General features: G+C 64.2%; 24 protein-coding genes and 3 tRNA genes. 21 read left to right on the top strand and 6 right to left on the bottom strand.

The window, feature by feature from the left end; genetic code table 11:
- Nucleotides 1-193 precede the first annotated feature (193 nt).
- The 13 genes from rpoE to nagZ all read left to right on the top strand — a co-directional run bounded on the left by rpoE (nucleotide 194) and on the right by nagZ (nucleotide 13,079).
- The gene (rpoE, locus tag P5W98_RS09860; RefSeq protein ID WP_035522669.1) at nucleotides 194-793 is read left to right on the top strand and encodes an RNA polymerase sigma factor RpoE; all 600 of its coding nucleotides are present in this window, start codon (nucleotides 194-196) and stop codon (nucleotides 791-793) included.
- An 87-nt stretch (nucleotides 794-880) separates the two neighbouring features.
- Complete coding sequence (locus P5W98_RS09855; RefSeq protein ID WP_421024376.1) at nucleotides 881-1,534, top strand: sigma-E factor negative regulatory protein; 654 nt, start codon at nucleotides 881-883, stop codon at nucleotides 1,532-1,534.
- 6 nt (nucleotides 1,535-1,540) lie between these two features.
- Nucleotides 1,541-2,611, top strand: coding sequence for a MucB/RseB C-terminal domain-containing protein (locus P5W98_RS09850; protein ID WP_421024375.1), 1,071 nt, complete (start codon nucleotides 1,541-1,543; stop codon nucleotides 2,609-2,611).
- 20 nt (nucleotides 2,612-2,631) lie between these two features.
- Complete coding sequence (locus P5W98_RS09845; RefSeq protein WP_421024374.1) at nucleotides 2,632-4,143, top strand: DegQ family serine endoprotease; 1,512 nt, start codon at nucleotides 2,632-2,634, stop codon at nucleotides 4,141-4,143.
- 3 nt (nucleotides 4,144-4,146) lie between these two features.
- Nucleotides 4,147-4,473 (top strand): glutaredoxin family protein, encoded by a 327-nt coding sequence (locus tag P5W98_RS09840; protein ID WP_421024373.1) that lies wholly within the window; start codon nucleotides 4,147-4,149, stop codon nucleotides 4,471-4,473.
- A 129-nt stretch (nucleotides 4,474-4,602) separates the two neighbouring features.
- Entirely contained in the window at nucleotides 4,603-6,396 is a 1,794-nt protein-coding gene (lepA, locus tag P5W98_RS09835; protein WP_421024372.1) for a translation elongation factor 4, read from the top strand.
- A 33-nt stretch (nucleotides 6,397-6,429) separates the two neighbouring features.
- Nucleotides 6,430-7,323 carry a signal peptidase I gene (gene lepB, locus P5W98_RS09830; RefSeq protein WP_421024371.1) on the top strand — a complete coding sequence of 298 codons (894 nt, stop codon included), beginning with the start codon at nucleotides 6,430-6,432 and terminating at the stop codon, nucleotides 7,321-7,323.
- A gap of 170 nt (nucleotides 7,324-7,493) precedes the next feature.
- Nucleotides 7,494-8,729, top strand: a complete 1,236-nt coding sequence (gene rnc, locus P5W98_RS09825) for a ribonuclease III (protein WP_421024370.1) — start codon at nucleotides 7,494-7,496, stop codon at nucleotides 8,727-8,729.
- Between the two features lie 81 nt (nucleotides 8,730-8,810).
- A complete protein-coding gene (gene era, locus P5W98_RS09820; RefSeq protein ID WP_035523058.1) occupies nucleotides 8,811-9,716 on the top strand; it encodes a GTPase Era in 906 nt (301 codons plus the stop codon).
- A gap of 31 nt (nucleotides 9,717-9,747) precedes the next feature.
- On the top strand, nucleotides 9,748-10,734 hold the full coding sequence (recO, locus tag P5W98_RS09815; protein ID WP_421024369.1) for a DNA repair protein RecO: 987 nt from the start codon (nucleotides 9,748-9,750) through the stop codon (nucleotides 10,732-10,734).
- Complete coding sequence (gene pdxJ / locus P5W98_RS09810) at nucleotides 10,731-11,498, top strand: pyridoxine 5'-phosphate synthase (protein ID WP_421024368.1); 768 nt, start codon at nucleotides 10,731-10,733, stop codon at nucleotides 11,496-11,498. The genes recO and pdxJ overlap by 4 nt, the downstream gene beginning before the upstream one ends.
- 49 nt (nucleotides 11,499-11,547) lie before the next feature.
- Nucleotides 11,548-11,967: a holo-ACP synthase gene (gene acpS / locus P5W98_RS09805; RefSeq protein WP_421024367.1), complete on the top strand. Its 420-nt coding sequence runs from the start codon at nucleotides 11,548-11,550 to the stop codon at nucleotides 11,965-11,967.
- A gap of 71 nt (nucleotides 11,968-12,038) precedes the next feature.
- Nucleotides 12,039-13,079, top strand: a complete 1,041-nt coding sequence (nagZ, locus tag P5W98_RS09800) for a beta-N-acetylhexosaminidase (RefSeq protein ID WP_421024366.1) — start codon at nucleotides 12,039-12,041, stop codon at nucleotides 13,077-13,079.
- Nucleotides 13,080-13,225: 146 nt separating this feature from the next.
- On the opposite strand, the gene P5W98_RS09795 is transcribed toward nagZ, so the two are convergent.
- The 3 genes from P5W98_RS09795 to earP form a co-directional block, all read right to left on the bottom strand.
- Nucleotides 13,226-14,611, bottom strand: a complete 1,386-nt coding sequence (locus tag P5W98_RS09795; protein WP_421024365.1) for a sigma-54-dependent transcriptional regulator — start codon at nucleotides 14,609-14,611, stop codon at nucleotides 13,226-13,228.
- Between the two features lie 753 nt (nucleotides 14,612-15,364).
- Nucleotides 15,365-15,922, bottom strand: coding sequence for an elongation factor P (efp, locus tag P5W98_RS09790; protein ID WP_421024363.1), 558 nt, complete (start codon nucleotides 15,920-15,922; stop codon nucleotides 15,365-15,367).
- Nucleotides 15,923-16,064: 142 nt separating this feature from the next.
- Complete coding sequence (gene earP / locus P5W98_RS09785) at nucleotides 16,065-17,369, bottom strand: elongation factor P maturation arginine rhamnosyltransferase EarP (protein WP_421024362.1); 1,305 nt, start codon at nucleotides 17,367-17,369, stop codon at nucleotides 16,065-16,067.
- Nucleotides 17,370-17,562: 193 nt separating this feature from the next.
- On the opposite strand from earP, the gene uvrC reads away from it, so the two are divergent.
- From uvrC to P5W98_RS09750, 7 genes are all read left to right on the top strand, one after another.
- Nucleotides 17,563-19,830, top strand: a complete 2,268-nt coding sequence (uvrC, locus tag P5W98_RS09780; protein WP_421024361.1) for an excinuclease ABC subunit UvrC — start codon at nucleotides 17,563-17,565, stop codon at nucleotides 19,828-19,830.
- A 153-nt stretch (nucleotides 19,831-19,983) separates the two neighbouring features.
- Nucleotides 19,984-20,574 carry a CDP-diacylglycerol--glycerol-3-phosphate 3-phosphatidyltransferase gene (pgsA, locus tag P5W98_RS09775; protein WP_421024360.1) on the top strand — a complete coding sequence of 197 codons (591 nt, stop codon included), beginning with the start codon at nucleotides 19,984-19,986 and terminating at the stop codon, nucleotides 20,572-20,574.
- A 177-nt stretch (nucleotides 20,575-20,751) separates the two neighbouring features.
- Nucleotides 20,752-20,827, top strand: a tRNA-Gly gene (locus tag P5W98_RS09770).
- Between the two features lie 85 nt (nucleotides 20,828-20,912).
- A tRNA-Gly gene (locus P5W98_RS09765) sits at nucleotides 20,913-20,988 on the top strand.
- Between the two features lie 133 nt (nucleotides 20,989-21,121).
- A tRNA-Cys gene (locus P5W98_RS09760) sits at nucleotides 21,122-21,195 on the top strand.
- Nucleotides 21,196-21,327: 132 nt separating this feature from the next.
- Nucleotides 21,328-21,600 (top strand): DUF2164 domain-containing protein, encoded by a 273-nt coding sequence (locus tag P5W98_RS09755; RefSeq protein WP_421024359.1) that lies wholly within the window; start codon nucleotides 21,328-21,330, stop codon nucleotides 21,598-21,600.
- A 93-nt stretch (nucleotides 21,601-21,693) separates the two neighbouring features.
- On the top strand, nucleotides 21,694-22,194 hold the full coding sequence (locus tag P5W98_RS09750) for a GNAT family N-acetyltransferase (RefSeq protein ID WP_421024358.1): 501 nt from the start codon (nucleotides 21,694-21,696) through the stop codon (nucleotides 22,192-22,194).
- 51 nt (nucleotides 22,195-22,245) lie between these two features.
- On the opposite strand, the gene P5W98_RS09745 is transcribed toward P5W98_RS09750, so the two are convergent.
- The 3 genes from P5W98_RS09745 to P5W98_RS09735 all read right to left on the bottom strand — a co-directional run bounded on the left by P5W98_RS09745 (nucleotide 22,246) and on the right by P5W98_RS09735 (nucleotide 24,329).
- Entirely contained in the window at nucleotides 22,246-23,115 is an 870-nt protein-coding gene (locus P5W98_RS09745; RefSeq protein ID WP_421024357.1) for a cytochrome c oxidase assembly protein, read from the bottom strand.
- Nucleotides 23,116-23,160: 45 nt separating this feature from the next.
- Nucleotides 23,161-23,619: a copper chaperone PCu(A)C gene (locus P5W98_RS09740; RefSeq protein ID WP_421025242.1), complete on the bottom strand. Its 459-nt coding sequence runs from the start codon at nucleotides 23,617-23,619 to the stop codon at nucleotides 23,161-23,163.
- Nucleotides 23,620-23,708: 89 nt separating this feature from the next.
- Nucleotides 23,709-24,329: an SCO family protein gene (locus tag P5W98_RS09735; RefSeq protein ID WP_421025241.1), complete on the bottom strand. Its 621-nt coding sequence runs from the start codon at nucleotides 24,327-24,329 to the stop codon at nucleotides 23,709-23,711.
- 455 nt (nucleotides 24,330-24,784) lie between these two features.
- Here P5W98_RS09735 and otsB point away from each other — a divergent pair, with 455 nt between their 5' ends.
- Nucleotides 24,785-25,534, top strand: a complete 750-nt coding sequence (gene otsB / locus P5W98_RS09730; RefSeq protein WP_421024356.1) for a trehalose-phosphatase — start codon at nucleotides 24,785-24,787, stop codon at nucleotides 25,532-25,534.
- Nucleotides 25,535-25,566: the final 32 nt, after the last annotated feature.

The following is a 25,566-nucleotide window of genomic DNA, read 5'->3' as shown; positions in this document are numbered from 1 at the left end:
ACGGTTTCGCGTACCCGCATTTTTCCGCATTGCCTGCATTGTTTTTGGCTGCGCCAGCGCAGCCGGTCTTGTGCTGCGTCTGCCAGAGCGCGGTAACGACTGTAACGGCTGTTACGCGTGTAACGTGGCGGCGTGGCGGTAACGCTACAATGGTGCCCCCGCGTCCACTTCAATGAGCTAACGGATTTTTCAGGTGAGCGAAAAAGAAATAGATCAGTTGCTGGTCGAGCGCGTGCAAAAAGGCGACAAGGCTGCGTTCGAACTGCTGGTCTCCAAGTACCACCGCAAGATCATCCGCCTGATCTCGCGCCTCGTGCGGGATCCCGCCGAGGTCGAAGACGTGGCACAGGACGCCTTTATCAAGGCGTATCGGGCACTGCCGCAGTTTCGTGGCGAATCGGCTTTCTATACGTGGTTGTACCGAATTGCTGTCAACACGGCGAAGAACTACCTTGCGACCCAGGGAAGACGCGCCCCCACATCCACCGAAGCAGATGCAGAAGAAGCGGAAACTTTCTCGGACGCCGATCAACTAAGGGATATCAACACGCCCGAGTCGATGTTGATGAGCAAGCAGATCGCCGAGACGGTCAACGCTGCCATGGCGGTTTTACCGGAAGAACTGCGCACCGCCATTACTCTTCGGGAAATTGAGGGTTTGAGCTACGAGGAAATCGCCGAGATGATGGGCTGCCCGATCGGCACCGTCAGATCGAGAATTTTCCGGGCTCGCGAAGCCATTGCGGCAAAATTGCGTCCGCTGCTGGACACACCGGAAGGCAAGCGCTGGTAGCACGCCAGCACTGCGCCGGGCACGGACGCAATACACTGGATGTGGGTGTGTGTCACTACGGGGCTCTGTAAGAAAATGGGGAGCATCATGGGGTCGGTTTCGATGCAATCGGTGTCTAGCTCGCGCGGCGAGCAACTGTCCGCCTTCGTCGACGGCGAAATGGCCGGCGATGAACAGCATCTGAACGCTATTCTTTCGGGGCTCGATGAAGAAGGCCGCAAGGCCTGGTCGAGCTATCACCTGATCGGCGACGTGCTGCGCTCCGACGACCTGGCGATGAGCCCGGCTGCGAGCCAGTCGTTCATGGCGGGCTTTGCCGCGCGTTTCGAGGCCGAGCCGCACGTACTCGCGCCGGCGGCTTTGCCGGCGTCGGCACAATCCGCCGCGCATGCCGGTCGCGTCTCGCGCATTCTCGCGTTGCGCCGCCGCGTCGTGCCTTCGCTGGCCGTGGCCGCCGCGGCCGCCACGCTCACGTGGATCGTCATGCCACAGATGCGCGGCGTCGGCATGGCCGGCGCGCCGCAGATCGCCTCTGTGCAATCCGCTGGCGACAATGTGCAGCGCGTGGCCATGAATACCGTGCCGGTGCAGACGGCCGCCGCCATGCAGGACGGCAACATCATCCGCGATGCGCGTCTGGACGAATATCTCGAAGCGCACCAGCAGTTCGCGCAGCAACCGGTCATGTCGGATTCCATGCCGTTCATCCGGTCTGCCGCCCTTACCACGCAAGGCCAATAAAGTCTGATGCAGATAGCGCGGTTCAATAAAACGACGATCTCGGGGCGGTTGCCGGCATTGCTGTGCTGTGCAGCCGTAATGTTCACCGCACTGTCTGCCGCCACGCACGCACACGCGCAAGGCGCGTCGGCTGCCTCCACGGCAGATCCGGCCGCGCGCCAGAGCGCCGTGCAGTGGCTCGACCGCATCCAGCGGGCTGCTCAGCAGCTGAACTACACGGGCACCTTCGTCTACCAGCGCGGCGCGTACGTGCAGTCCTCGCGCATCACGCACTACGCCACGAGGAGTGACGGCGAGTACGAGCAGCTCGAGAGCCTCGACGGCAAGCCGCGCAAAATGCTGCGCCACAACGACGATCTCTACACATTCGTGCCCGAGCGCAAGCTGTGTGTCGTCGAAAAACGCCAGAACAAGGAAGCCTTCCCGGCATTGCTCGCTACGAATGGTGAGCAGGTGCTCGCCGTCTATGAGCCGAAAATGCTCGGCAGCGACCGTGTGGCGGGCATCGACAGCAGCGTGATCGAGCTCAGTCCGAAGGACGCCTGGCGCTTTGCCTACAAGCTTTGGGTCGATGCGAAAACGGGCCTGCTGCTGCGCGCGCAGACGCTCGACCCGTCGAATGGCCAGGTGCTCCAGCAGCTTTCCTTTACGCAGGTGAGCATCGGTGTGCCGGTGGACAAGGCGCCGATCGCGTCCGGTATGCGCAATACCGCTGGCTGGACGGTCGTACGTGCGCCGCTGCAAACGGTTGACATGCAGGCGCAAGGCTGGACCTTCGCGCAGACCGTGCCGGGCTTTCGCATGATTCGCGAAGTGCGTCGCCCGATGGCCGCCCGCGACGCCAACGAGCCGCCCATTCCCGTCGATCAGGCCGTGTTTTCCGATGGGCTTTCGGCCGTCTCCGTGTTTGTCGAACCGGTCGAGCACAACAGTCGCAAGGAAGGCTCGGGTAGCAGCGGCGCGACCCATGTGCTCGTGAAGCGCAGCGGGGACTACTGGATCACTTTGCTTGGCGAGGTGCCCCAGACCACGTTGCAGCAATTCGCGTCTGCCATAGAATACAAGGCTCCCAAGTAACTGCTACGGCCGATTTCGATATGACGATCCTCCCGCTGCGCAAATTCTTCGCGGCCGCGGTGTTGGCGGCGTGCCTGCCGTTCGCCTCGCTTACGGCATCGGCGGCGCCTGCCGCCAATCTGCCGGACTTCACCGATCTCGTGGACAAGGTGGGGCCTTCCGTCGTCAACATTCGCACCACCACGCGCGTGACGCTCTCGCAGCGCGGTCTGCCGCCGGGAATGGACAACGGCGACATGTCGGAATTTTTCCGGCGCTTCTTCGGCATTCCCGTGCCCCAGGGGCCGCAGGGCGGCCAGTCGCCGCGCGGCGGTCAAGGTGGTGGCCAGGGCGGCGGGCAGGACTCCGGACCGGATAGCGGCAACGATACCGAGCAGAGCAGCGGCGTGGGCTCGGGCTTCATCATGACGAACGACGGCTACGTGATGACCAACGCGCACGTCGTCGACGACGCGGACAGCATCTACGTCACGCTCACCGACAAGCGCGAGTTCAAGGCCAGGCTGATCGGCGTGGACGACCGCACCGACGTGGCGGTCGTGAAGATCCAGGCCAGCAATCTGCCGGCCATTACCATCGGCGATTCGAACAAGGTACGCGTGGGCGAGTGGGTGCTCGCGATCGGCTCGCCGTTCGGGCTCGAAAACACCGTGACGGCGGGCATCGTGAGCGCGAAAGGCCGCGATACGGGCGACTATCTGCCGTTCATTCAGACCGACGTGGCCGTGAATCCCGGCAACTCGGGCGGCCCGCTCATCAACATGCAGGGCGAGGTGATCGGCATCAACTCGCAGATCTATAGCCGCACCGGCGGCTTCATGGGTATTTCGTTCGCGATCCCGATCGATGAGGCGATGCGCGTGGCCGATCAGCTCAAGGCCACGGGCAAGGTCACACGCGGCAGGATTGCGGTAGCGATCGGCGAGGTGACCAAGGACGTGGCCGATTCGCTTGGTCTGCCGAAGGCGCAGGGTGCGCTGGTGTCGAGCGTCGAGCCAGGCGGCCCGGCCGACAAGGCTGGTATCCAGCCGGGCGACATCATCCAGAAGTTCAACGGCCAGACCGTCGAGGCGGCTACCGACCTGCCGCGCATGGTCGGCGATACCAAGCCGGGCACGCGCTCGGCCATCACGATCTGGCGCAAGGGCGCGACGCGCGATTTGCCGATCACCGTGGCCGAGTTGCAGCCGGACAAGAGCACGAAGGCTGATCAGCGCAAGACGCCGGAGCCGAAGCCGCGCGCGGCGAATGCGCTCGGTCTTTCCGTGACGGACCTGACCGCCGACCAGATGAGCCAGCTCAAGATCAAGGGCGGCGTGATGGTGGACTCGGTGGATGGCCCGGCCGCGCGTGCGGGCTTGCAGAAGGGCGACATCATCCTGCGCGTGGGTGACACGGATATCACGAGCGCGAAGCAGTTCCTGGAAGTCACGTCGCGGCTCGACTCGCAGAAGTTGGTGGCAATCCTCGTGCGTCGCGGCGACAACACGCAGTTCGTGCCGCTGCGCCCGCGCAATCCGGGGCAGAAGTAAGCGATGAGCGCCCCTTTCCGGAACCAGACCGTGACAGGTTCGTGCACGGGGGCGCATCTCGTGCTTTATGGCCGTGCGTGGTGTCATCTATGCGAGGACATGCGTGCGGCACTGGAGCCGCTGGCGGCAGCGGCGGGGGCGCACATCGAGGTGATCGATGTCGATTCCGACCCCGCACTGCAGTCGCGTTACGACGAACTCGTGCCCGTGCTGGTCTGTGACGGCGTCGAACTGTGTCATTACCGGCTCGACGAGGCACGCGTGCGCGCCGCGTTGGGCGTGGGCGCCGCGGCGCCCGATGGCGCGTCACAGGGCGTCGCTGCGCCGTGACACATCGTGACTTACCGCACGGTTCGCCGGGCGGTCCCCTTTTCGGCTAAAATAGATCGTTTTTTCATCTGTTTACAAGGCGTGTCCAGCTTTCGTTGGGGCGCGCCTTTTTCGCTTGATCGGCACTGAATGGATCATATTCGTAACTTCTCGATCATTGCGCACATCGACCATGGCAAGTCGACGCTCGCCGATCGCATCATCCAGTTGTGCGGCGGCTTGTCCGACCGCGAAATGGAATCGCAGGTGCTCGACTCGATGGATCTCGAGCGCGAGCGCGGCATCACGATCAAGGCGCAGACCGCCGCGCTCTCGTACAAGGCGCGTGATGGCAAGGTCTACAACCTGAACCTGATCGACACTCCGGGGCACGTCGACTTCTCGTACGAAGTCAGCCGCTCGCTTTCGGCGTGCGAAGGCGCGCTGCTCGTCGTGGACGCAAGCCAGGGCGTGGAAGCGCAGACCGTGGCGAACTGCTACACGGCGATCGAGCTTGGCGTGGAAGTGGTGCCGGTGCTCAACAAGATCGACCTGCCCGCTGCCAACCCCGAAAACGCCATCGAAGAGATCGAGGACGTGATCGGCATCGACGCTACCGACGCCACGCGTTGCAGCGCGAAGACCGGCATCGGCGTGGACGATGTGCTCGAAGCGCTCATCGCCAAGGTGCCGCCGCCCAAGGGCGATCCCGAGGCGCCGCTGCAGGCGCTCATCATCGACTCGTGGTTTGACAACTACGTGGGCGTGGTGATGCTCGTGCGCATCGTCAACGGCACGCTGCGGCCGAAGGACAAGATCAAGCTCATGGCCACCGGCGCGCAGTACCCGGTCGAGCACGTGGGCGTGTTCTCGCCGAAGTCGCGCAACCTGGAATCGCTCTCGGCGGGGCAGGTGGGCTTCATCATTGCGGGCATCAAGGAGCTCGCCGCCACCAAGGTGGGCGACACCGTCACGCACGCGACCAAGCCGGCCGCCGAGCCGCTGCCGGGCTTCAAGGAAGTGAAGCCGCAGGTGTTCGCGGGCCTCTATCCGGTCGAGGCGAACCAGTACGACGCGCTGCGCGAATCGCTCGAAAAGCTCAAGCTCAACGACGCCTCGCTCCAGTACGAGCCCGAAGTCTCGCAGGCGCTGGGCTTCGGTTTCCGCTGCGGCTTTCTTGGCCTGTTGCACATGGAGATCGTGCAGGAGCGTCTCGAGCGCGAGTTCGACATGGACCTCATCACCACGGCGCCTACCGTGGTGTATGAGGTCGTGCAGGCCGACGGCACGCAGATCATGGTCGAGAACCCGGCGAAGATGCCGGAGCCTTCGAAGATCGCGGAAATCCGCGAGCCGATCGTGACCGTGAATCTGTACATGCCGCAGGACTACGTGGGTTCGGTCATCACGCTCTGTACGCAAAAGCGCGGCAACCAGATCAACATGCAGTACCACGGCCGTCAGGTGCAGCTCACCTACGAAATTCCGATGGCCGAAATTGTGCTCGACTTCTTCGATCGCCTGAAGTCGGTGTCGCGCGGCTATGCGTCGATGGACTACGAGTTCAAGGAGTACCGCAGCTCGGATGTCGTGAAGGTCGACATGCTGATCAACGGCGACAAGGTCGATGCATTGTCGATCATCGTGCACCGCTCGCAGTCGCAGTATCGCGGCCGCGAAGTGGCGGCGAAGATGCGCGAGATCATCCCGCGCCAGATGTACGACGTGGCGATTCAGGCGGCCATTGGCGCGCACATCATCGCGCGCGAGAACATCAAGGCGCTGCGCAAGAATGTGCTGGCCAAGTGCTACGGCGGCGACATCACGCGCAAGAAGAAGCTGCTCGAAAAGCAGAAGGAAGGCAAGAAGCGGATGAAGCAGGTTGGCTCTGTGGAAATTCCGCAGGAGGCGTTCCTCGCGATCCTCCGGGTCGAAGACAAATAAGCTGGGCAGACAAGCAGAACAACGGACCTTTCCATGAATTTTGCGCTGATTCTTTTTGTGCTCGTCGTTTTGACGGGTATCGCGTGGGTTGCAGACAAGCTGGTGTTCATGCCGCGCCGGCGCCTTGCCGCCGATGCGGCGATCGCCGAATTCGACCGGCAGCAGGCACGCATTGGCGAGCGCTTCGCCGACGAGAACGCGCCCGCGACGCGTCAGAACCTGCGCAACGAAAAGCTACGCCAGCCGTGGTGGCTCGAATACACGGCGAGCTTCTTTCCCGTAATTTTGATCGTGTTCTTCGTGCGCTCGTTCGTCGTCGAGCCGTTCAAGATTCCGTCGGGTTCGATGGTGCCCACGCTGCTTGTGGGCGACTTCATCCTCGTGAACAAATTCGATTACGGACTGCGTCTGCCGATCACCAACACGAAGATCACCCAGGGCCGCGCGCTCCAGCGCGGCGACGTGGTGGTGTTCCGCTATCCGAAGGACGAGTCGGTCGACTACATCAAGCGCGTGATCGGTCTGCCGGGCGACGTGGTTGCCTATCAGGACAAGCAGCTCACGATCAACGGCAAGCCGGTGCCTGAAACGCCGCAAGCCGATTACTTCGACGAAGAGCGCATCGGCTACGCGAAGCAGTTCACCGAAGACCTCGGCGGCCGCAAGAACAACATCCTCAATAATCCCGCTGTGCCGCCGTTCATCGTCGGTGCGGAAGATTATCCGTATCGCGACAATTGCCAGTACAACGCACGCGGCGTGATCTGCAAGGTGCCCCCGGGACATTACTTCATGATGGGCGATAACCGCGACAACAGCGCGGACAGCCGCTACTGGGGTTTCGTGCCCGACGCCAACATCGTTGGCCGCGCGTTCTTTATCTGGATGAACTTCAGCAGCTTGAAGCGCATCGGCTCTTTCGAGTAATGCGCGTTTGATGTGCGCTGCGTACGTGCAAAATGCACGCGACTTGCACCTGATTCGCAGCGCATCTTCGTGCGCTACTTGAAGAACCGCCGGTAACGTCGCTTCATCACGGTTTTTCGCCCGCCGGCCGGCGTTTTCGCCGGGGCCGGCGGGCGCGTTATACTCTCCCCATGCCCCTATCTCCGTTGGAAAGCCGTTTGCGCTACGAATTTCGCAATGCGGAATTATTGCGCCAGGCTTTGACCCACCGCAGTCACAGTGCCACGCATAACGAACGCCTCGAATTCCTCGGTGATTCGGTTCTGAATTGCGCGGTGGCGGCCCTATTGTTCCAACGTTTTAGCAAGCTGGACGAAGGCGACCTCTCGCGCGTGCGCGCGAATCTGGTCAAGCAACAATCGCTTTACGAAATTGCTCAGGCCCTCAATATTGCCGACGGCTTGCGTCTCGGCGAGGGCGAACTGCGCAGCGGCGGCTTCCGCCGGCCTTCGATTCTGGCCGATGCGCTTGAAGCCATCTTTGGCGCGATCTTTCTCGACGGCGGCTTCGACGCCGCCCAGACGGTCATCAAGCGTCTCTATATCCCGATCCTCGACCATATCGATCCGCGTACGCTCGGCAAGGATTCCAAGACGCTGCTGCAGGAGTATCTGCAGGGTCATAAGATCGCGCTGCCGACCTATACCGTGGTCGCCACGCATGGTGCGGCGCACAATCAGCAGTTCGAAGTCGAATGCACGGTGCCCAAGCTCGACGTGAAGGTGTCGGGTTCGGGCGCAAGCCGCCGCGCGGCGGAGCAGGCCGCCGCGAAGAAGGCGCTCGACGAGGTGATGGCCGCCGCGCCCGCGCTGGTCGCCAAGCCGCGCCGCTCGAAAGGCGCCCGCGCGCCCAAAGCCGAACTCGAGGTCGTGCCCGGCGTGACGGGCGTGCAGGGCGCGCTCGATCTGCGAACGCCTGAGCGTCGTGCGCGCGGCGAGCGTTCAGGCGCCGCCACCCACCATCCCGCCACCCACCATCCCGCCACGGCGGGCGAGGAGTCGGGCGAACGCACGGCTGCAAGCGCTGCGACGCCGGCCGCGCCGCTCGCGGTGATTCGCGCGGCGCACGTGCAGGAGCGCGGTGCGGAGAAGGGCGAACGCGCCTCCGTGGAGAAGTCGGCCGACAAGCCTGCCGATAAATTCGACGCTGTGCCGTCCGCTAGTTCGATTGCGCCACGCTCGGCGCGCAGCCGCGACGTACAGCCCAGCAACGGCACGACCGGCGCGGGAGACGATCCGTCACCGGGCGCGCCGTCCAGCACATCGAACGGTTCATCAACGGCAGGCTCGACTGGCGGGTCATCTGCGGGCTCCGCCGCCGAACTCGGCGCAGCGGTGCCCGTGCGGGCCGCCGATGCCGGCCACTGATTCAACCCGGGCGCGCGGCGTTTGAACCGCGCGCGCCCTGTTCCCGCTCCGCTTTCTTTGCTTCATTACTCCGGTCCGATCATGAACGCACCCACTTCCACTCCTGCCGGTTTCCGCTGCGGCATGGTCGCGATCGTCGGCCGTCCGAATGTCGGCAAGTCCACGCTGATGAACGCGCTGGTCGGCCAGAAGATCAGCATCACGTCGCGCAAGGCGCAGACCACGCGCCATCGCATCACCGGCATCAATACGGTCGAAGACGCGCAGTACGTTTTCGTCGACACACCGGGTTTCCAGACGCGCCACAGCACCGCGCTCAACCGTTCGCTCAACCGCGCCGTCACCTCGACGCTCAGCTCCGTCGATGCGGTGCTATTCGTGATCGAAGCCGGCAAGTTCGGCCCCGACGACCAAAAGGTGCTCGACCTGATTCCGCCGAACGCGCCCACGATCCTGATCGCCAACAAGATCGACCGTGTGACCGACAAGGCCACGCTCTATCCGTTCATCGAGGGCGTGCAGAAGCTGCGCGAGTTCCGCGAGATCGTTCCGCTCTCGGCCAGGAATCCCGACGACATCAAGCGCCTGCTTGAAACGCTCAAGCCGTATCTGCCCGAAGGCGAGCCGATCTATGGCGAAGACGATCTCACCGATCGCAGCGAACGCTTTCTCGCCGCCGAGATCCTGCGCGAAAAAGTATTCCGCTGGACTGGCGACGAACTGCCGTACACAAGCACCGTGCTCATCGACAAGTTCGAGCAGGAAGGGCGCCTGCGCCGCATCTTTGCGACAATCCTCGTCGAGCGTGACACCCAGAAGGCCATGGTGATCGGCCAGAAGGGCAGCAAGCTCAAGCAGATCAGCACCGAGGCGCGTCTCGACATGGAGAAGCTGTTTGACGGTCCGGTCTATCTCGAGACCTTCGTGAAGGTAAAGAGCGGCTGGGCCGACAACGAGGCCGGCCTGCGCGCTTACGGTTACGAGTGACCCGCTGCGAGTGCGAGGCGCAGGTGCCAGGATGAATGACGGCGCAGCCCGAACCCTGAACGACGACTGGCCCGCACCCGAGGCGGGCATGAACGCCGACGACGCCGACTTCGCGTCGTCCGACGGCGATCGCGCGCGCGCGGTGCGCCCGCCCGCGCGTGGCGCGCGCAAGTCGTCGTCCGCGGCGCACGGCGAACTGGCCGAAGGCGCTGATGTCACGCTCGAGCGCGGCCCTTCATCGCGCACCTCGCGCAAGACCAGCGCACGTTCCACCTTGCCGCGCGCGCCGCGCAGCGCGACGCCCGATTACCGCGTCGCCGAGCAACCCGCATTCGTGCTGCACAGCTATCCCTGGCGCGAAACTAGCCTCATCATCGACGTGCTCACGCGCGATCACGGCCGCGTCGCGCTCGTTGCGAAGGGCGCCAAGCGTCCGCACTCGGCGCTGCGCGGCGTGCTGCAAACCTTCCAGCCGCTCACGCTTTCGTGGACCGGCAAGGGCGAAGTGCGCACGCTCACCGGCGCCGAATGGGTGGGCGGCATGCTGCCGCTGGCCGGCGACGCGCTGCTGTGCGGCTTCTACGTCAACGAGCTGCTCGTGAAGTTCTGCGCGCGCGAAGATCCTCATCCGCCGCTGTTTCGCCACTACGTCGTGACGATGACGCGCCTCGCGCACGACGAGCCGCCCGTGCAGGTCCTGCGCTCGTTCGAGCGCGTGCTGCTGCGCGAGACTGGCTATGCGCTCGCGCTCAACCGCACGGTGAACCGCAAGGCCGTGGTGGCCGAGGGGCGCTACGTGTTCGATCCCGAGCGCGGCGTGCGCGAGGCCTCCGACGAATGGCCGGCGCTATGGCCCGTGCTTTCCGGCCAGACGTTGCTCGATATGGAAGAGGACGATTACCATCGACCCCAGACCGTCGCGCAGAGTAAGGCGCTGATGCGTTTCCTGTTGCACACTTACCTTGGCGGCACGCCGCTTGCGACGCGCCAGATCCTGATCGACCTGCAGAATCTATGAGCTTCTTCCTTACTTCGCCTAATGTGATCGACCTCGGCGTCAATATCGATCACGTCGCCACGCTGCGCAACGCTCGCGGCACCGCTTACCCTGACCCGATCCGCGCGGCGCTGCTTGCCGAAGAAGCGGGCGCCGATGTCATCACGCTGCATCTGCGCGAGGATCGCCGGCATATCGTTGATGCCGATGTGCGCAAGCTGCGTCCACTGCTCAAGACGCGCATGAACCTCGAATGCGCGGTCACGGCCGAGATGCTCGACATCGCGTGCGAGATCAAGCCGCAAGATGTCTGCCTCGTGCCCGAGAAGCGCGCCGAATTGACCACTGAAGGCGGCCTCGACGTGGCAGGGCAATTCGATGCTGTGGCCGCTGCTTGCCGGCAACTGGCCGATGCGGGCATCCGCGTGTCGCTCTTCATCGACCCGGACGAGACGCAGATTCGCGCAGCGCACGAAACCGGCGCGCCTGTGATCGAGCTGCACACGGGCCGCTATGCCGAAGCGCACGCGGCCGCCGAGCAGCAGCGCGAGTTCGAGCGCGTGGTGCTGGGCGTGAATTGCGGCATCGGCCTCGGGCTGAAGGTGAACGCGGGTCACGGGCTGCACTACACGAACGTGCAGCAGATCGCCGCCATCGACGGCATTCACGAGCTCAACATCGGTCACGCGATCGTCGCGCAGGCGATCTTCGCGGGCTGGGAGAACGCGGTGCGCGAGATGAAGGCGATCATGGTTGCGGCACGTCTTGCCGCGACGCGTGCGTGACCACGATCTGATTGACCCGCTCATTGGCCCTCCCGGCGACGAGGAATGCATGGCGATTTACGGCATCGGTACCGACATCATCCAGGTGAGCCGCGTTGCGGCCGTCATGGAGCGCACCAACGGGCGCTTTGCGCAGCGCGTGCTCGGCCCCGACGAACTCGCGGTTTATGAAGCGCGCAAGGCGCGTTCGGAAAAGCGCGGGCTCGCCTATTTGTGCACGCGGTTTTCCGCGAAGGAAGCATTCTCGAAAGCCATCGGCCTCGGCATCCACATGCCGATGACCTGGCGCGCCGTGCAGACGCTCAACGCGCCCGGCGGCAAGCCGTACATGGTGGCCTCGGGCGAGCTCGCGCAATGGCTTCAGGCGCGCGGCATCACCACGCAGGTCTCGATTACCGACGAACAGGACTACGCGGTCTCATTCGTGGTCGCTGAAACGGGTCACCCCGCCGATCAGCCGATGCGCTGATTTTCAATCACGCCGCGCCCGGCAGACGCCGCGCGCGGTTATTTCATGCCCATTCAACGCCAGATCGATCGATGAAGAGAATTCCCGGACCGGTCATGCTCGACGTGGTCGGCACGACGCTCAATGACGACGACATCCGTCGTCTCGCGCATCCCTCAACCGGCGGTGTGATCCTGTTCGCGCGCCACTACGAAAACCGCGCGCAGCTCGTCGCGCTCACGGACGCCATCCGCGCGGTGCGCGAGGACCTGCTGATCGCCGTCGACCACGAGGGCGGCCGCGTGCAGCGTTTTCGCACCGATGGCTTCACGGTGCTGCCCGCGATGGGGCGCATCGGCGCGCTGTGGGACAAGGACGTGCTGCTCGCCACCAAGCTGGCCACGTCGGTCGGCTATATCCTGGCGAGCGAGCTGCGCGCCTGCGGCATCGACTTGAGCTTCACGCCCGTGCTCGATCTCGGCTACGGTCAGTCGAAGGTGGTGGGCGACCGCGCGTTCCATCGCGACCCGCGTGTCGTCGCGCTGCTCGCCAAGAGCCTTAATCACGGTCTCGCGCTCGCGGGCATGGCGAACTGCGGCAAGCATTTTCCGGGTCACGGCTTCGCGACTGCGGACTCGCACGTCGCGGTGCCGGTGGATGACCGCCCGCTCGAGTCGATTCTCGGCGAGGACGCGCAGCCGTATGACTGGCTCGGCCTCTCGCTCGCGGCTGCCATGCCGGGTCACGTGATCTATCCGAAGGTCGACTCGAAGCCGGCTGGCTTCTCGCGCATCTGGGTGCAGGAGATTCTGCGCGAGCGCCTGCGCTTCACGGGTGCGATCTTCAGCGACGATCTCTCGATGGAGGCCGCGCGCCAGGGCGGCACGCTGACCGAGGGCGCTCGGGCGGCGATCGAGGCGGGCTGCGACATGGTGCTGATCTGCAACCAGCCGCACGAGGCGGAGAAGGTGCTCGACGCGCTGCGCACCGCCGAGCCTACGCGCGAAGCGCAGGCGTCGGCGAAACGCATCAGGCGGCTGCGTCCGCGCGGCAAGGCGCTGCGCTGGAACAAGCTCGTGGCCGATCCGGCCTATCTGTCCGCACAGGCGTTGTTGCGTACCGTGTTGCCTTGAGCGTCGCTCGCGCGGGCGGTCGCATGTCACGCGTTACGTAACACGGCGCGCGCGCACGGCTCCCAAAAACGAAACGGCGGCCCTTCGAATTCGAAGTGAATTCAAAGGGCCGCCGTTCTTTTCGTGCGTCAGAAACGTCGCGGGCGTCAGTTCAGCCGCATGCGCTGAAGCTTGTTGTAAAGCGTTTTCGGGCTGATGCCGAGGAGCGACGCTGCACGATGGCGCGTGCCGCCCACGGCGTCGAGCGTGGCGCGGATCAGCATTTCCTCGACGTCGGCGAGCGGCGTGCCGACCGTGACCTGCACGCGGCCGCCGTTGACTTCGCGCGGCGAGACGCCGCTGGTTTCCTCGGCTTGCAAGGTTTCGAGGATGTCGCCGGATGCATGCCACGCGCGCTCCACGCGCTCGTGTAACTCGCGCACATTGCCGGGCCAGTCGTAGGTAAGGCACTCGCGCAGGAAGGTGGGTGCGACAAGCCGGGTCGTGCCGGTAAGGCCGCGTGCGTGCGCTTCGAGATTGAGTTCGTCGATACGCGCTGCGGCGAGCAGCGCCGCGTCGTCTTCACGCTCGCGCAGCGGTGGCAATTGCACCGACGCCGCATCGAGACGCATCCACAGATCCTCGTGCAGCAGGCCCTGCCGGACTGCGTCGCGCGGCACCGCGCGCGTGGCGGCAATGAGGCGGAAATCGGTGCCCACTTCGCTGTTGCCGCCCACGCGCATGAAGGTCTGCGAATCGAGCGCGCGCAGCAGCACTTGCTGTTCGGCGCGCGGCAACGCGGTAAGTTCGTCGATAAAGAGCGTGCCGCCGCTCGCCTGATCGACGAGACCGGGCTCGCGCTGCTCCGCGCCGTTGAACGCACCGCGCTCGTGGCCGAAGAGCAGGCTCGCGAGCGGGCGCCCGGCGGCGGCTTCGGCCGCTCGCGCATGTGCGTCGCAGACGATGAACGGCCCCTTGCGGCGGCGGCTCAGTTGATGCAGCGTGCGCGCCGCCACTTCCTTGCCGGTACCGGCTTCGCCGTGCACGAGGATCGCCGATTCGGTGGGCGCGAGTTGTTCGAGCGCGTCGTAGACGTGCTGGATCGCGTTGCTGCGGCCCACCATCGGGCCGAAGCGGCCGAGTTCGCGCAGCATTGCACGCAGCGCGCGGACTTCCTCGGTTAGCTCGTATGGGCGCGGAATGCGTGCTAGCAGGCTACGCAGGCGCGGAATATTGACGGGCTTGAGCAGGTAGTCCCAGATGCCGTGGCGCAGCCCTTCGATCGCGCTTTCGACGGTCGCATTGCCGGTCATGACGATCACGGGCAACGCGCCGCCGGGCGGCTGGGCGGGCAGGTGAGGCAGCAGCTCGAGGCCGCCGCCGTCGGGTAGGTTCAGGTCGACGAGCACGACGTCGGGGATGAAGCGTGCCAAAGCCGCGCGCGCATCGGCGAGCGTGGCCGCGGTATCGACGGAAAAGCCGTCGGCGGCCAGGATGGCCGAGAGGCCGGACAGGCTGTTGGGATCGTCTTCGACAATCAGGGCGTGTGGCATGGTGGAAGCGGCTTACGGATGAGCGCGGGTGTGCCGGGCGGGCACGCTTGCGCGCATGCCCGGCTGGCGGCGAGCAGGCGCGACGTGGCGGCGTACTGCAGCGCGGCACGATACAGGTGATTTCACGGAGATCACCGAGATGTCTCGAAGTATGTTGTTCAGTTCCGGTCCTCCCAGATTGACGGCAGGCGCGCGGCGATGCGCGAGCCCGCTGCAACGTGCAACGCTCAAGCCGTACTACCCCCATGCTGCAAGCAAGCTGCCTCGTCGAGCGCCGCAGCGACCGTGCCGCGAGCCGCTTCATCCGTCAATCGATCCGTGCCGATCCGTGGTGTGGTCCGTGCGCTTCGCTGTTCGAGCTTCATGAGCGCGTCGTCCACGAGCTTGCTCCGGATGTTCCAGGCCCTGCCTGGCCACGGCTTGCATGCAGCAATGTCGTTATTCATTGTGTGTTTTTCGCGGTCCAGAGAGAGGCGACGTTCGCGGGCTGCGCCATCGCGAGAGCATCTCAAAAAGAACCAGCAGAAACCGTGCCATGAGTGCTGTGCCTTACCGCTGCGAGATGCGCGTGATTTGCGTCCCTGAATAAACCGGTAAGGATTTCCCATGTAGTCACAAACATACACGTTCGTGAAAAAAAGAAAAAGCGCCCCACGGGGCGCTTTTATTTTTTGCATTCGCCATGCGTCGAGATGGCGTTGCGTGCGCTAGCCAAAACGTTGCGGATACACTCGCACGTCGCAGGCGAACGCGTCAGGCGCGGCTGCGGTACTCGTTCGTACGCGTGTCGATTTCGATCTTGTCGCCGATGTTGCAGAAGAGCGGCACTTGCAGTTCGAAACCAGTGTTCAGCTTGGCGTTCTTCAGGACCTTGCCCGACGACGTGTCGCCCTTGACGGCCGGTTCCGTATAGATGATTTCGCGCACGAGCACGGTCGGCAGTTCGACCGAGATGGCCTTCTCGTTGTAGAACACGACTTCGCAAGCCATGCCGTCTTCGAGGTAGTGCAGGGCGTCGCCCATCATCTCGCCTTCGACTTCGTACTGGTTGTAGTCGGCGTCCATGAACACGTACATCGGGTCGGCGAAATACGAGTACGTCACTTCCTTGCGATCGAGCACGACGACGTCGAATTTGTCGTCAGCCTTGTACACGGTTTCCATGCCCGCGCCGGTCAGCAGGTTCTTGAACTTCATCTTCACGACGGCGGCGTTGCGGCCCGATTTGTTGTACTCGGCCTTCTGCACGACCATGGCGTCGTTGCCAATCATCACGACGTTACCGACGCGGAGTTCCTGTGCGGTCTTCATAATAAAAAACAGTCCTGTCCAGATTAAATAGCTTCGAGTGTGCGCGACGGCAAACGTCGCAAGCGGTTCGAATGGTGTGTCCCCTTGATAACTGGGGGAACGAAAATCGAAGCGCTTGAGACGGGTGCCGTCGGGTAACCGCTTATTTTAACTGAGTTTTTGCGAATTCGGCTAGATTTCCGCCGAGATCGCCGGCTTGCGCCAGTTCGCTCGACCATGCCTGCGCCCGGGCCTTGAACTCGGGCAAATATTGCGCAAAATCGCGCCAGTCGGGTGAGGGCAGTGGAATCTGCGGGGGTGCGTCGACGGCGTTGGGCGTCCGGTCCGCGCCACCGACCGCATGGGCGTCGTTGCCGTTCCAGGCGTGCCAGAAGCGCGCGAGCGCGTTGCGCGGCGCTTCGTCGAGCGTGCGCGCATAGTGTTCGAGCGCCGCATCGAGCTTGGGCAGATGGGCGTCGTCCCCCTGCGGGTAGATCTGCCAGACGAACGGCCGGGCGGCCCATTGCGCACGCACGAACGAATCCTCGCCGCGCACGAAATTGAGGTCGCTGACCCATAGCAGCGCGTCGTAGCCGCGCTGCTCTGTGAAGGCGAGGCCATACGCGCGCAGCGACCCGCGCTCGGCGCGTGCGTGGGCGTCGAACGACGCGACGCCGAAAAAACGCGCAAGCGCGCCGGAGATGCGGCCCTGCGGCACGAGCAGCACGATCGACGTCGGACTATTGCACCATTGCTCGAGCAGTGCGTCGACGGCGGGGTTTTCGTAAGCGAAGAGCGAGATCACCGTGGCTTGCGGACCGGGCGGCGGGCCGCCGGTGGCGTTTTGCCACCACGCGGCGCGCGCGTCGTCCGAGCGTTCGAACGCAGCGCGCGCCGCATCCAGGTCGCGCTCCTTGAGCACGCCGCCGGTGCCGGGGCCGAGGCCCGGGAAAAAGAAGTGCTTGAGCAGCGGGTAGCGCGGATGCGGCGAGGGGCGCAGATGGAAATCGGCGACCCAGTCTTCGGCGCTCAGGTATTCGAGATTCAGCCACACGGGCGTGCGCTCGCGCTGCGCCATCGCGGCCATATAGACGCCCGGCAGTTCGCAGGCGAACGCTTCGATCACCACGTCGGCGATCTGGAGCGTCTCGCCGGCGTGCTCGGGCTCGTGCCAGTGTTCGATCACGACATCTTCGACGATCTGCGTCGCCCGCCCGGGATCGAGCGCGGGACACAGCTTCTGGAACGCATGCAGATCATCGACGAAGATGCGCACTTCCCAGCCGTGCTCGTGCGCAAGCTGGCGCGCGAGGCGCCAGCACACGCCGATGTCGCCGAAATTGTCGATCACGGCGCAAAAGATGTCGCAGGCGATGCGCGCTGTGGCTGCTGATTCTGTAGCTGACTTGGCTGCATCTGCTGCCGCGTCGCGTTGGCTGCTTGCTGCGGGACGTTTGCTGTGTGGCATGACGGAGGTGGGGGCAGGTGCGGGGGCCGCAAGCACGGCCATCGAGGCCATACCGGCCACCGAAGCCGACGGGCTCGGCCCGCGCGCGGAATGATCTAAACTTGCGATTCTAAGACACCCGCATGATGGCGTCGCGCAGGCGGCGCGGCCTGCCGGCCGACGCCACCCCACGCCCCCCACGCCCCCAGACTGGATGACCGCTTCCACCGATCCCGACGTTTTCGACCCGAAAGAGGTCCTGGCACAGCTCCCGCATTTGCCCGGCGTGTATCGCTATTACGACGTGCAGGGCGCGGTGCTCTACGTGGGCAAGGCGCGCGACCTGAAAAAGCGCGTGTCGAGCTACTTCACGAAGACGCAGCTTTCGCCGCGCATCGCCATGATGGTCACGCGCATTGCGCGCATCGAGACCACGGTGACGCGCTCGGAGGCCGAAGCGTTGCTGCTCGAGAACAACCTCATCAAGGCGCTGACGCCGCGCTACAACATCCTCTTTCGCGACGACAAGTCGTATCCGTTTCTCAAGCTCACGGGTCACAAGTTTCCGCGCATGGCGTACTACCGTGGCGCGGTCGATCGTAATAACCAGTACTTCGGGCCGTTTCCGAGTGCTTCGGCGGTGCGCGAGAGCATTCAGATCCTGCAGCGCGTGTTTCAGCTGCGCACCTGTGAAGACTCGGTCTTCAACAACCGCACCCGGCCGTGCCTGCTGCATCAGATCGCGCGTTGCACCGCGCCGTGCGTGGGCGCGATCAGCGCCGACGATTACGCGCGCGACGTGAGCAACGCTTCGCGCTTTCTGCTCGGCCGTCAGAACGAGGTGATGAAGGAGCTGGAGACCAAGATGCATGCGTTCGCAGCCGAGCTGAAGTTCGAGCAGGCGGCGGCGGTGCGCAATCAGATGAGCTCGCTCGCTACGGTGCTGCATCAACAAGTCATCGAAACCGGCGGCGAGAGCGACGTCGATATTCTTGCGGTGGTGGCGCTGGGCGGGCGGGTCTGCGTGAATCTCGCAATGGTGCGCGGCGGCCGGCATCTGGGTGACAAGGCGTATTTCCCGACCCATGTCGAACGTGCGCTGACCGACGAGGAAGGCGGCGTCGCCGAGGAGATCGACGGCGAGACCGTGCTGGCGGCATCGGCGCTGAAGTCGTTGCCGTCGCTCGCGCGCAAGGCCATGGTGTCCGCTGCGGGCGCGCATGCTGGCGAGGATGGCGAGGAAAGCCGTGAAGAAAGCCGCGACGTGCGCGAGCCTGCCTGCGAAGACGCCGAGGCCGATCCGCTCGCGTTCGCGGCGGATTTCGCGAACGAGGCGCAGGAAGGCGAGGCGGGCGCCGATTCCACGGCGTCCACTCGTGCAAGCGCGCGCCGCAAGCGCGAGACGGGCATCGAATCCGAAGTGCTCGACGCGTTCATCGCCCAGCATTACTTCGGCAACCGCGTGCCGCCGGTGCTCGTGGTGAGCCATCCGCCGGCGAACTGCGAACTCGTCGACGTACTCAGCGAGCAGGCCGGCCACAAGGTCACGCTGCTGCGCCAGCCGCAGGGGCAAAAGCGCGCCTGGCTCGCGATGGCCGAGCAGAACGCCCGGCTTGCGCTCGCACGCCTGCTTTCGGAGCAAGGATCGCAGCAGGCGCGCACGCGCACGCTCGCGCAGATGCTCGGGCTCGAACTCGACGACCTCGCGCATCTGCGCATCGAGTGCTTCGACATCAGCCATACGATGGGCGAGGCGACCCAGGCGTCGTGCGTCGTCTATCACCATCACAAGATGCAGTCGGGCGAGTACCGGCGCTACAACATCACCGGCATCACGGGCGGCGACGACTATGCGGCCATGCGCCAGGTGCTCACGCGGCGCTACGAAAAGATGGTTGCGCAATCGGCGCGCAACGAGGCCGATGCGGGTGATGAAGCGCAGGTCTCGCCAATGTCCGGCGCGACCGATGGTACTGAGGATGCCGATGTCAGCATGGCGCAGCCCGAAGGCGCGCAATCACCCGCGCCCGGCGGCACGCTGCCGAACATCGTGCTGATCGATGGCGGCAAAGGCCAGGTCGAGATCGCGCGCCAGGTGTTTGACGAGCTGGGGCTCGACCCCGCGATGCTGGTGGGCGTGGCCAAGGGCGAGGGGCGCAAGGTCGGTCTCGAGACCCTTGTATTCGCCGACGGCCGCGCGCCGCTCGAACTCGGCAAGGAGAGCGCGGCGCTGATGCTGGTCGCGCAGATCCGCGACGAGGCACACCGCTTCGCAATTACCGGCATGCGCGCGAAGCGCGGCAAGACGCGCCAGACCTCGCGGCTCGAAGAGCTCGAGGGGGTGGGCGCGAAACGCCGTCAACGCCTGCTCGCGCGCTTTGGCGGCCTGCGCGGCGTGATGGCCGCGAGCGTGGAGGATCTGGCGAGCGTGGAGGGCATCTCGCACGCGCTTGCCGAACAGATCTATCAGCAGCTTCATTGAGCCCGCGATTGAGCTCACAGTTGACTTCACGGTTGACTTCGCGGCTGCGTCACCCGCCGCGTTGCCTTACGTTTGCTTGTGGCAGGTCCGGTGACGCGGCACAATTGCATCTCTCATCATTGCAATCTCCCCCCTGACAGACTGCGCCACACGATGCCGTTCAATATTCCAATTCTTCTGACATGGCTGCGGATTGTGCTGATTCCGCTCGTGGTTGGCGTGTTTTATCTGCCGGAAACGATGCTGAGCCCGATACACCAGAATATCGCGGCGATGGTGATCTTCGTGCTCGCGGCGCTCACCGACTGGTTCGACGGCTATCTCGCGCGGAAGTGGAATCAAACCTCGTCGTTCGGCGCGTTCCTCGACCCAGTGGCCGACAAGCTGATGGTGACGGCTGCACTGCTGGTGCTCGTGCGCCTGCAACGTCTTGACGCAGCCATTGCGCTCGTGATTGTGGGCCGCGAGATCGCCATTTCGGCGCTGCGCGAATGGATGGCGCAGATCGGCGCGTCAAAAAGTGTTGCTGTAAACCAGCTCGGCAAGTTCAAGACGGCCTGCCAGATGGTGGCGATCCCCATGCTGCTGTTCTATGCGCCGCTGACGGTCGGCGGCCACACGTTGTTCGACTCGCGCGTGTGGGGCACGTGGCTCGTCTACGTGGCCGCCGTGCTGACGATCTGGTCGATGCTCTATTACATGAAGCTCGCGTGGCCGCAGATACGCGAACGGGGGAGCCTGTAAGCCGCGCAGCCTGGACTTCCCGCGAATCTTTTTTAAAAAGATCACCCGAGGGGGGTTGACACGATTCAGCGGCTTATACATAATCTCACTTCTCCGCTGCACGACAAGCAGCAAACGAAGCAGATGCGGTGGAGATCGCTGAAGTTAAGCAGGAAATCAGCGGCAAAGCAGGAAAATGCGGGAGTAGCTCAGTTGGTAGAGCGCAACCTTGCCAAGGTTGAGGTCGCGAGTTCGAGACTCGTCTCCCGCTCCAGATTTTAGGGGCGGCGTTTTACGGTAGTGCGGCAGTAACGTAAAACGAGGCGCCGGAGCAGTAAAAAGTGTTCGGCAGTAAAAATGCGGGAGTAGCTCAGTTGGTAGAGCGCAACCTTGCCAAGGTTGAGGTCGCGAGTTCGAGACTCGTCTCCCGCTCCAGAATTCCGGGGAAGCAGCGCTTCCCCTTTTGTTTGGCAGGCCGTTTTTACGAGGCGGCTGCCGCACAGAATCTGGCCGATAGTTGTGTGCGCAAGCAGTGCAGTGTGCGCGGAACATCGAACAGTCCGCTTTTGGCGCGATAGCAAAGCGGTTATGCAGCGGCCTGCAAAGCCGTGTAGGCCGGTTCGACTCCGGCTCGCGCCTCCAGGTAAGACAAGAAAAGCCACCTTCGGGTGGCTTTTCTTTTTTCTACCGCGCATTCGATGCCTGGTTAAACGGATGATGTGCCGTCCCACGAGTTCGAGCACAATCGATGCATCGCTTCCTCCGGACTTTCCCATGCCCATCGAGCTTCCCGAAGACGCGCGCGCTGCGGCGATTGCGTCGATCCAGCGCTACTTCGACGCCAACATGGACGAGCCGATCGGCAATGTCGCTGCGGGCGGCCTGTTGGGCTTCTTTCCCGATGAGATCGCGCCTGCCGTCTATAACCGTGCGATCGCCGATGCGCAGGACCGCATGCAGGCGCGCATCGTCGAACTCGATATCGATCTCCACGAAGAACCGTTTCAGTACTGGCGCAAGTTCGACTCGCCGCGCCGGCGCAAGTGAGCCGCTGCGGAGCCGGCCGCCGTATGTGCAGTTTGTGCCGTGCGTGCGCCGCAAGGCATAATCGGCGTTTCAGCAAGTCCTGACGGAAATCCCATGATTGCGCAGCCTCCCGCATTGCCGACGGCACAACTCGACTGGCAATGGACCGCATTCGATGCGCTTTCTTCGCGCGATGTCTACGAAATGCTCCGGCTGCGTTCGGCTGTGTTCGTGGTCGAGCAAAACTGCGTGTACGGCGATATCGATGGGCTCGACGGCGATGCCTGGCATCTGTTCGCCTGGGGCGAGCGGGGCGGGGCGCGCGAGTTGGCGGGCTATCTGCGGGTGCTGCTGCCCGACGCGCAGGATCCGGACATACGCATCGGCCGCGTGGTGACGTCGCCGAACTTTCGCGGCATCAAGCTCGGCAATGGCTTGCTCGAACGCGCGATCGCGCACATCGCGCGGCAATGGCCGGGCGTGCCGATGCGGCTGCACGCCCAGGCGCATTTGCAGAAGTTCTACGGTGCGTTCGGCTTCGAGCCGGTTTCGGAGATCCACGACGAAGACGGCATCCCGCACGTGTGGATGCGTTCAGAGCAGTGCTCCGCGTAGTGCTCCGCGTAGTGCTCCGAGTAGTATTCCGTATAGACGTTTTGCGCGCGCTCAGGTGTGCTGGGCGCTGTGCGAACGCCGTTCGGGTTCGCGCGCACCTCGCGTGCGCTTAAGCCGTCCGCGCGCCGAAAGCCGCATCCAGTGACGCAGCGCGATCAACGCGCCAACCACGCTCATCATCGATCCCGGGATCCACAGCAGCAGGCCGCCGATCTGCTGGTCGCGCATGGGCGAGAGCCATGTGAACGCGCGTCCGCAAATCGAATAGATCGGATAGAGCTCGTGCGGCGTAAAGAAAATGAACGCGCCGAGCACGATTTGCGGCGGAATGGCCGCGATCACGACCAGCACGCGCTTGCCGGGCGCGAGGCGCGCGGGCGGCGCGGGGCGCGGATCGAGCACGAGCCACCAGAACAGCAGGCCGTCGATCACCATGCTCCAGTTCATCACGCGGTAGAGCCGCCAGTCGAGCATGGCGACGAAGTGGATCGGCGAGAGCAGCCAGAAGTAGATGAGCCCGACGAACAGCGTCACCGCGACCACCGGATGCATGACGACGTCGAGCATCGCTCGCAGCGGACGCGCGTTCAACGCGGGCCGCACGAAGCGTTGCCGCCACGCGAACGGGATGCCGGCGCGCAGCGCCGCGCCCGGATAAGCGAGCGCGATGAAGAACGGCCCGAGGTGATGGAGCACGAGATGCTGCGCGCGGTGCATGAAGAACTCATGCTCGAAGAAGTAGTCGAGCCGTGTATGCAGCGCGACATAGAGCGCGCCCAGGCCGAACCAGAACGAGATCCGGCGCGGCAGCGAGACCCTCGCATGACGCTGGCCGCGTATGAACAGCGCCGCCGCCAGGGTTACGGCGATCACCACCGTTGGCGACGGCTCCCACGGGTCGAGCCAGTAGAGCAGGTTCATCGCGGTTTTTTACGCTGATTCGTGGCGCGGGTCTTCATCGCCGTATTACTGCTGCGACGGCGGCTTCACCGCGAACGGCGTGTCGAGCGTCGCGCCGTCCGAGAACTGCAGCTTCACGTGCACGGTGTCGCCGGGTGCGATCCTGTGCTTCGCGTGCTCCAGCATCAGGTGATAGCCGCCTGGTGCGATCGCGAGCGTGCCGTGCGCGGGTACCGTGGCCTTGTGCACCATCACCATCTTCTGCGTCGAGCCGTTCGAAACGGTCTGATGCAGCATCACCATGCCGTAGTCGTCGCTCGTCACGCTCACGAGGTCGACCGGCTTGTCGCTGTCGTTCTTCAGCGTGACGTAACCCGCTGCCGGCAGATCGTTGGGCAGCCAGCGGACCCATGGGTTCTGCGCGGTGAGCGCGGCGTCGGCTGCATGCGCCGCAGGGGCGAACGCAGCGAACGTGCAGGCGAGGGCGCAGCCGAGCGCGGCGCTCCAGCGGGTCATGGGGTTCATGCGAGTCACGCTGCGGGACTTCATTTTCATCGTCATGGCAGTTCCTGTTGCGGGTGGTCCGAAAACCGGGTTGAGGGTCGCGCCGGCGCCTACGCCGCCGGGCCGATGACGCGGCGCACGTCGTGTGCGATGGCGTCGGGCGAGTCCTTGTCGGTGGCGAGCAGGCGCGCGCGGCCCTGCGCGTCGAACACGTAGACGGCCGAGCTGTGCGTGACTTCGTAGCTGCCGTCGGTGTCGCGCTGTTCCATCTGATATGCCACGCGATAGCGTTTTGCCAGCGACTCGATTTGCGCATCGGTGCCGGTGAGGCCGAGCGCATGCTGAGCATCGAACGCGTGCACATAGGCGTGCAGCGCTTGCGGCGTGTCGCGTGCAGGATCGACGCTGATGAAGAGTATCCGCACATGCTGTGCGTCGGGTCCGAGTTTCGCTATGACCTGCATCAGACGTGCCATCGTTTCCGGGCAGACATCCGGACAATGCGTGTAGCCGAAGTACACCAGCGTGGTATTGCCGCGCAGATCGGCACTTCTGATGGGCTTGCCGCTGTCTTCGGTGAGCGCGAAGGTGAGATCGGGCAGATGGCCGCTTACGTCGGTGAGTTGCCACGGCTCGGCTGCGCGCGTGCAGGCGCCAAGGAGTACCGAGCCGGCGGTGAGCGTCAACAGTACCGCGAGGCGTGTACGGCGCCAGCGGGCAAGGTGGGCCAGGGCGCGGGAGGCGAAATGCGACGAATGTGAAGCGTCGAACTCGGGGAACAAAGGCTCTCTCGTTAACTCGATTTACAAGGACGTGGGCGTGACCAGCCCGCGCCGTGTCGCTGGACTGTAGCAAAATTGGGTGCTCGCTGCGGCGCGCGGCTCGGCGCGGTGGCATGGCAGGGTCAATTTGACGCACATACTGTGCCGGCCGAAGCCCATCTACATGGGCAGGCAACTTGCCGCAACAAGGCTCCGGCGTAAAAAGCGTCGGAACACATCGGCGTCGACAGCGCATTCGTCATCGAGTGTCAGGCTGGCGTGACAAGGCCGTCGCAACGGCCGCGCAGGCTTTCCTTTCTCGAAAATCAGGACGATGCGCGGTAAGATGCGCACACTTTCTTTCGGCGGGCGAACGCTCGCCGGATCACCGCCCGGCTCATGCGCCGAGGGACGAAACGAACGTAATGCAAGTACTTCCGGCTGAATTGCCGTTCGACAAGACGGCGTTTTTCTTCGATTTCGACGGCACGCTCGTCGACCTTGCGCCCACGCCCGATGGCGTGCTGGTGCGCCCCGACATGCTGGCGCTGCTCACCGTGCTGCGCCGTGCGACGCACGGCGCGGTGGCCGTCGTGTCCGGGCGCGGCGTCGAAAGCATCGATTCTTTCCTCGGCATGCCCGATTTGCCCGTCGCGGGCCTGCACGGCGCGGAGCGCCGCGACGCGAACGGCGATACGCAGCGCGTCGGCTTCAATGATCAACGTCTTCTGCACATGGAGCAGGTGCTCGCCGAAGTGGTGCGCACGCACGTGGGCATGCTGCTCGAGATCAAAGGCGCGGCGCTGGCGCTCCACTACCGAAATGCGCCCGAGCACGAGAACGTTGCGCGTGTGGCCACTGAAAAGCTCGCGGCCGAATTTGCCGATGCCTACGTGCTGCAACCCGGCAAGATGGTCTACGAGATCAAGCCGAAGGACGTCGACAAGGGCCGCGCACTGCGCGCTTTTCTCGACGAGCCGCCGTTCGCGGGCCGCACGCCGGTGTTCGCCGGCGATGATTTGACCGACGAGAAGGGCTTCGCCGTGGTCAATGCCGAGGGTGGCCTGTCGATCAAGGTCGGCGGCGGCGACACGATCGCGAAAACGCGCGTCGAGTCGGTCGAAGCGCTGCTCGCATGGCTCGACGCACTCGTCGCGACGGCCCGCGGCGTCTGATCGGTGCCTGCTTTGGCGCCTGCTTTGGCGCA

The organism is Paraburkholderia sp. A1BS-2L (assembly GCF_051125205.1).
Lineage (GTDB): Bacteria > Pseudomonadota > Gammaproteobacteria > Burkholderiales > Burkholderiaceae > Paraburkholderia.
This window is presented reverse-complemented; position numbering and strand designations above follow the sequence as displayed.

Coding starts and splice junctions, on each gene's coding strand:
- recO (WP_421024369.1), top strand. CDS start 9,748: ATGAATGACGGCGCAGCCCGAACCCTGAACGACGACTGGCCCGCACCC.
- earP (WP_421024362.1), bottom strand. CDS start 17,369: ATGCCACACAGCAAACGTCCCGCAGCAAGCAGCCAACGCGACGCGGCA.
- P5W98_RS09845 (WP_421024374.1), top strand. CDS start 2,632: ATGACGATCCTCCCGCTGCGCAAATTCTTCGCGGCCGCGGTGTTGGCG.
- P5W98_RS09745 (WP_421024357.1), bottom strand. CDS start 23,115: ATGAACCTGCTCTACTGGCTCGACCCGTGGGAGCCGTCGCCAACGGTG.
- P5W98_RS09795 (WP_421024365.1), bottom strand. CDS start 14,611: ATGCCACACGCCCTGATTGTCGAAGACGATCCCAACAGCCTGTCCGGC.
- era (WP_035523058.1), top strand. CDS start 8,811: ATGAACGCACCCACTTCCACTCCTGCCGGTTTCCGCTGCGGCATGGTC.
- uvrC (WP_421024361.1), top strand. CDS start 17,563: ATGACCGCTTCCACCGATCCCGACGTTTTCGACCCGAAAGAGGTCCTG.
- pgsA (WP_421024360.1), top strand. CDS start 19,984: ATGCCGTTCAATATTCCAATTCTTCTGACATGGCTGCGGATTGTGCTG.
- nagZ (WP_421024366.1), top strand. CDS start 12,039: ATGAAGAGAATTCCCGGACCGGTCATGCTCGACGTGGTCGGCACGACG.
- P5W98_RS09750 (WP_421024358.1), top strand. CDS start 21,694: ATGATTGCGCAGCCTCCCGCATTGCCGACGGCACAACTCGACTGGCAA.
- P5W98_RS09850 (WP_421024375.1), top strand. CDS start 1,541: ATGCAGATAGCGCGGTTCAATAAAACGACGATCTCGGGGCGGTTGCCG.
- pdxJ (WP_421024368.1), top strand. CDS start 10,731: ATGAGCTTCTTCCTTACTTCGCCTAATGTGATCGACCTCGGCGTCAAT.
- rnc (WP_421024370.1), top strand. CDS start 7,494: ATGCCCCTATCTCCGTTGGAAAGCCGTTTGCGCTACGAATTTCGCAAT.
- P5W98_RS09855 (WP_421024376.1), top strand. CDS start 881: ATGGGGTCGGTTTCGATGCAATCGGTGTCTAGCTCGCGCGGCGAGCAA.
- efp (WP_421024363.1), bottom strand. CDS start 15,922: ATGAAGACCGCACAGGAACTCCGCGTCGGTAACGTCGTGATGATTGGC.
- P5W98_RS09755 (WP_421024359.1), top strand. CDS start 21,328: ATGCCCATCGAGCTTCCCGAAGACGCGCGCGCTGCGGCGATTGCGTCG.
- lepA (WP_421024372.1), top strand. CDS start 4,603: ATGGATCATATTCGTAACTTCTCGATCATTGCGCACATCGACCATGGC.
- P5W98_RS09840 (WP_421024373.1), top strand. CDS start 4,147: ATGAGCGCCCCTTTCCGGAACCAGACCGTGACAGGTTCGTGCACGGGG.
- otsB (WP_421024356.1), top strand. CDS start 24,785: ATGCAAGTACTTCCGGCTGAATTGCCGTTCGACAAGACGGCGTTTTTC.
- acpS (WP_421024367.1), top strand. CDS start 11,548: ATGGCGATTTACGGCATCGGTACCGACATCATCCAGGTGAGCCGCGTT.
- lepB (WP_421024371.1), top strand. CDS start 6,430: ATGAATTTTGCGCTGATTCTTTTTGTGCTCGTCGTTTTGACGGGTATC.
- P5W98_RS09740 (WP_421025242.1), bottom strand. CDS start 23,619: ATGAACCCCATGACCCGCTGGAGCGCCGCGCTCGGCTGCGCCCTCGCC.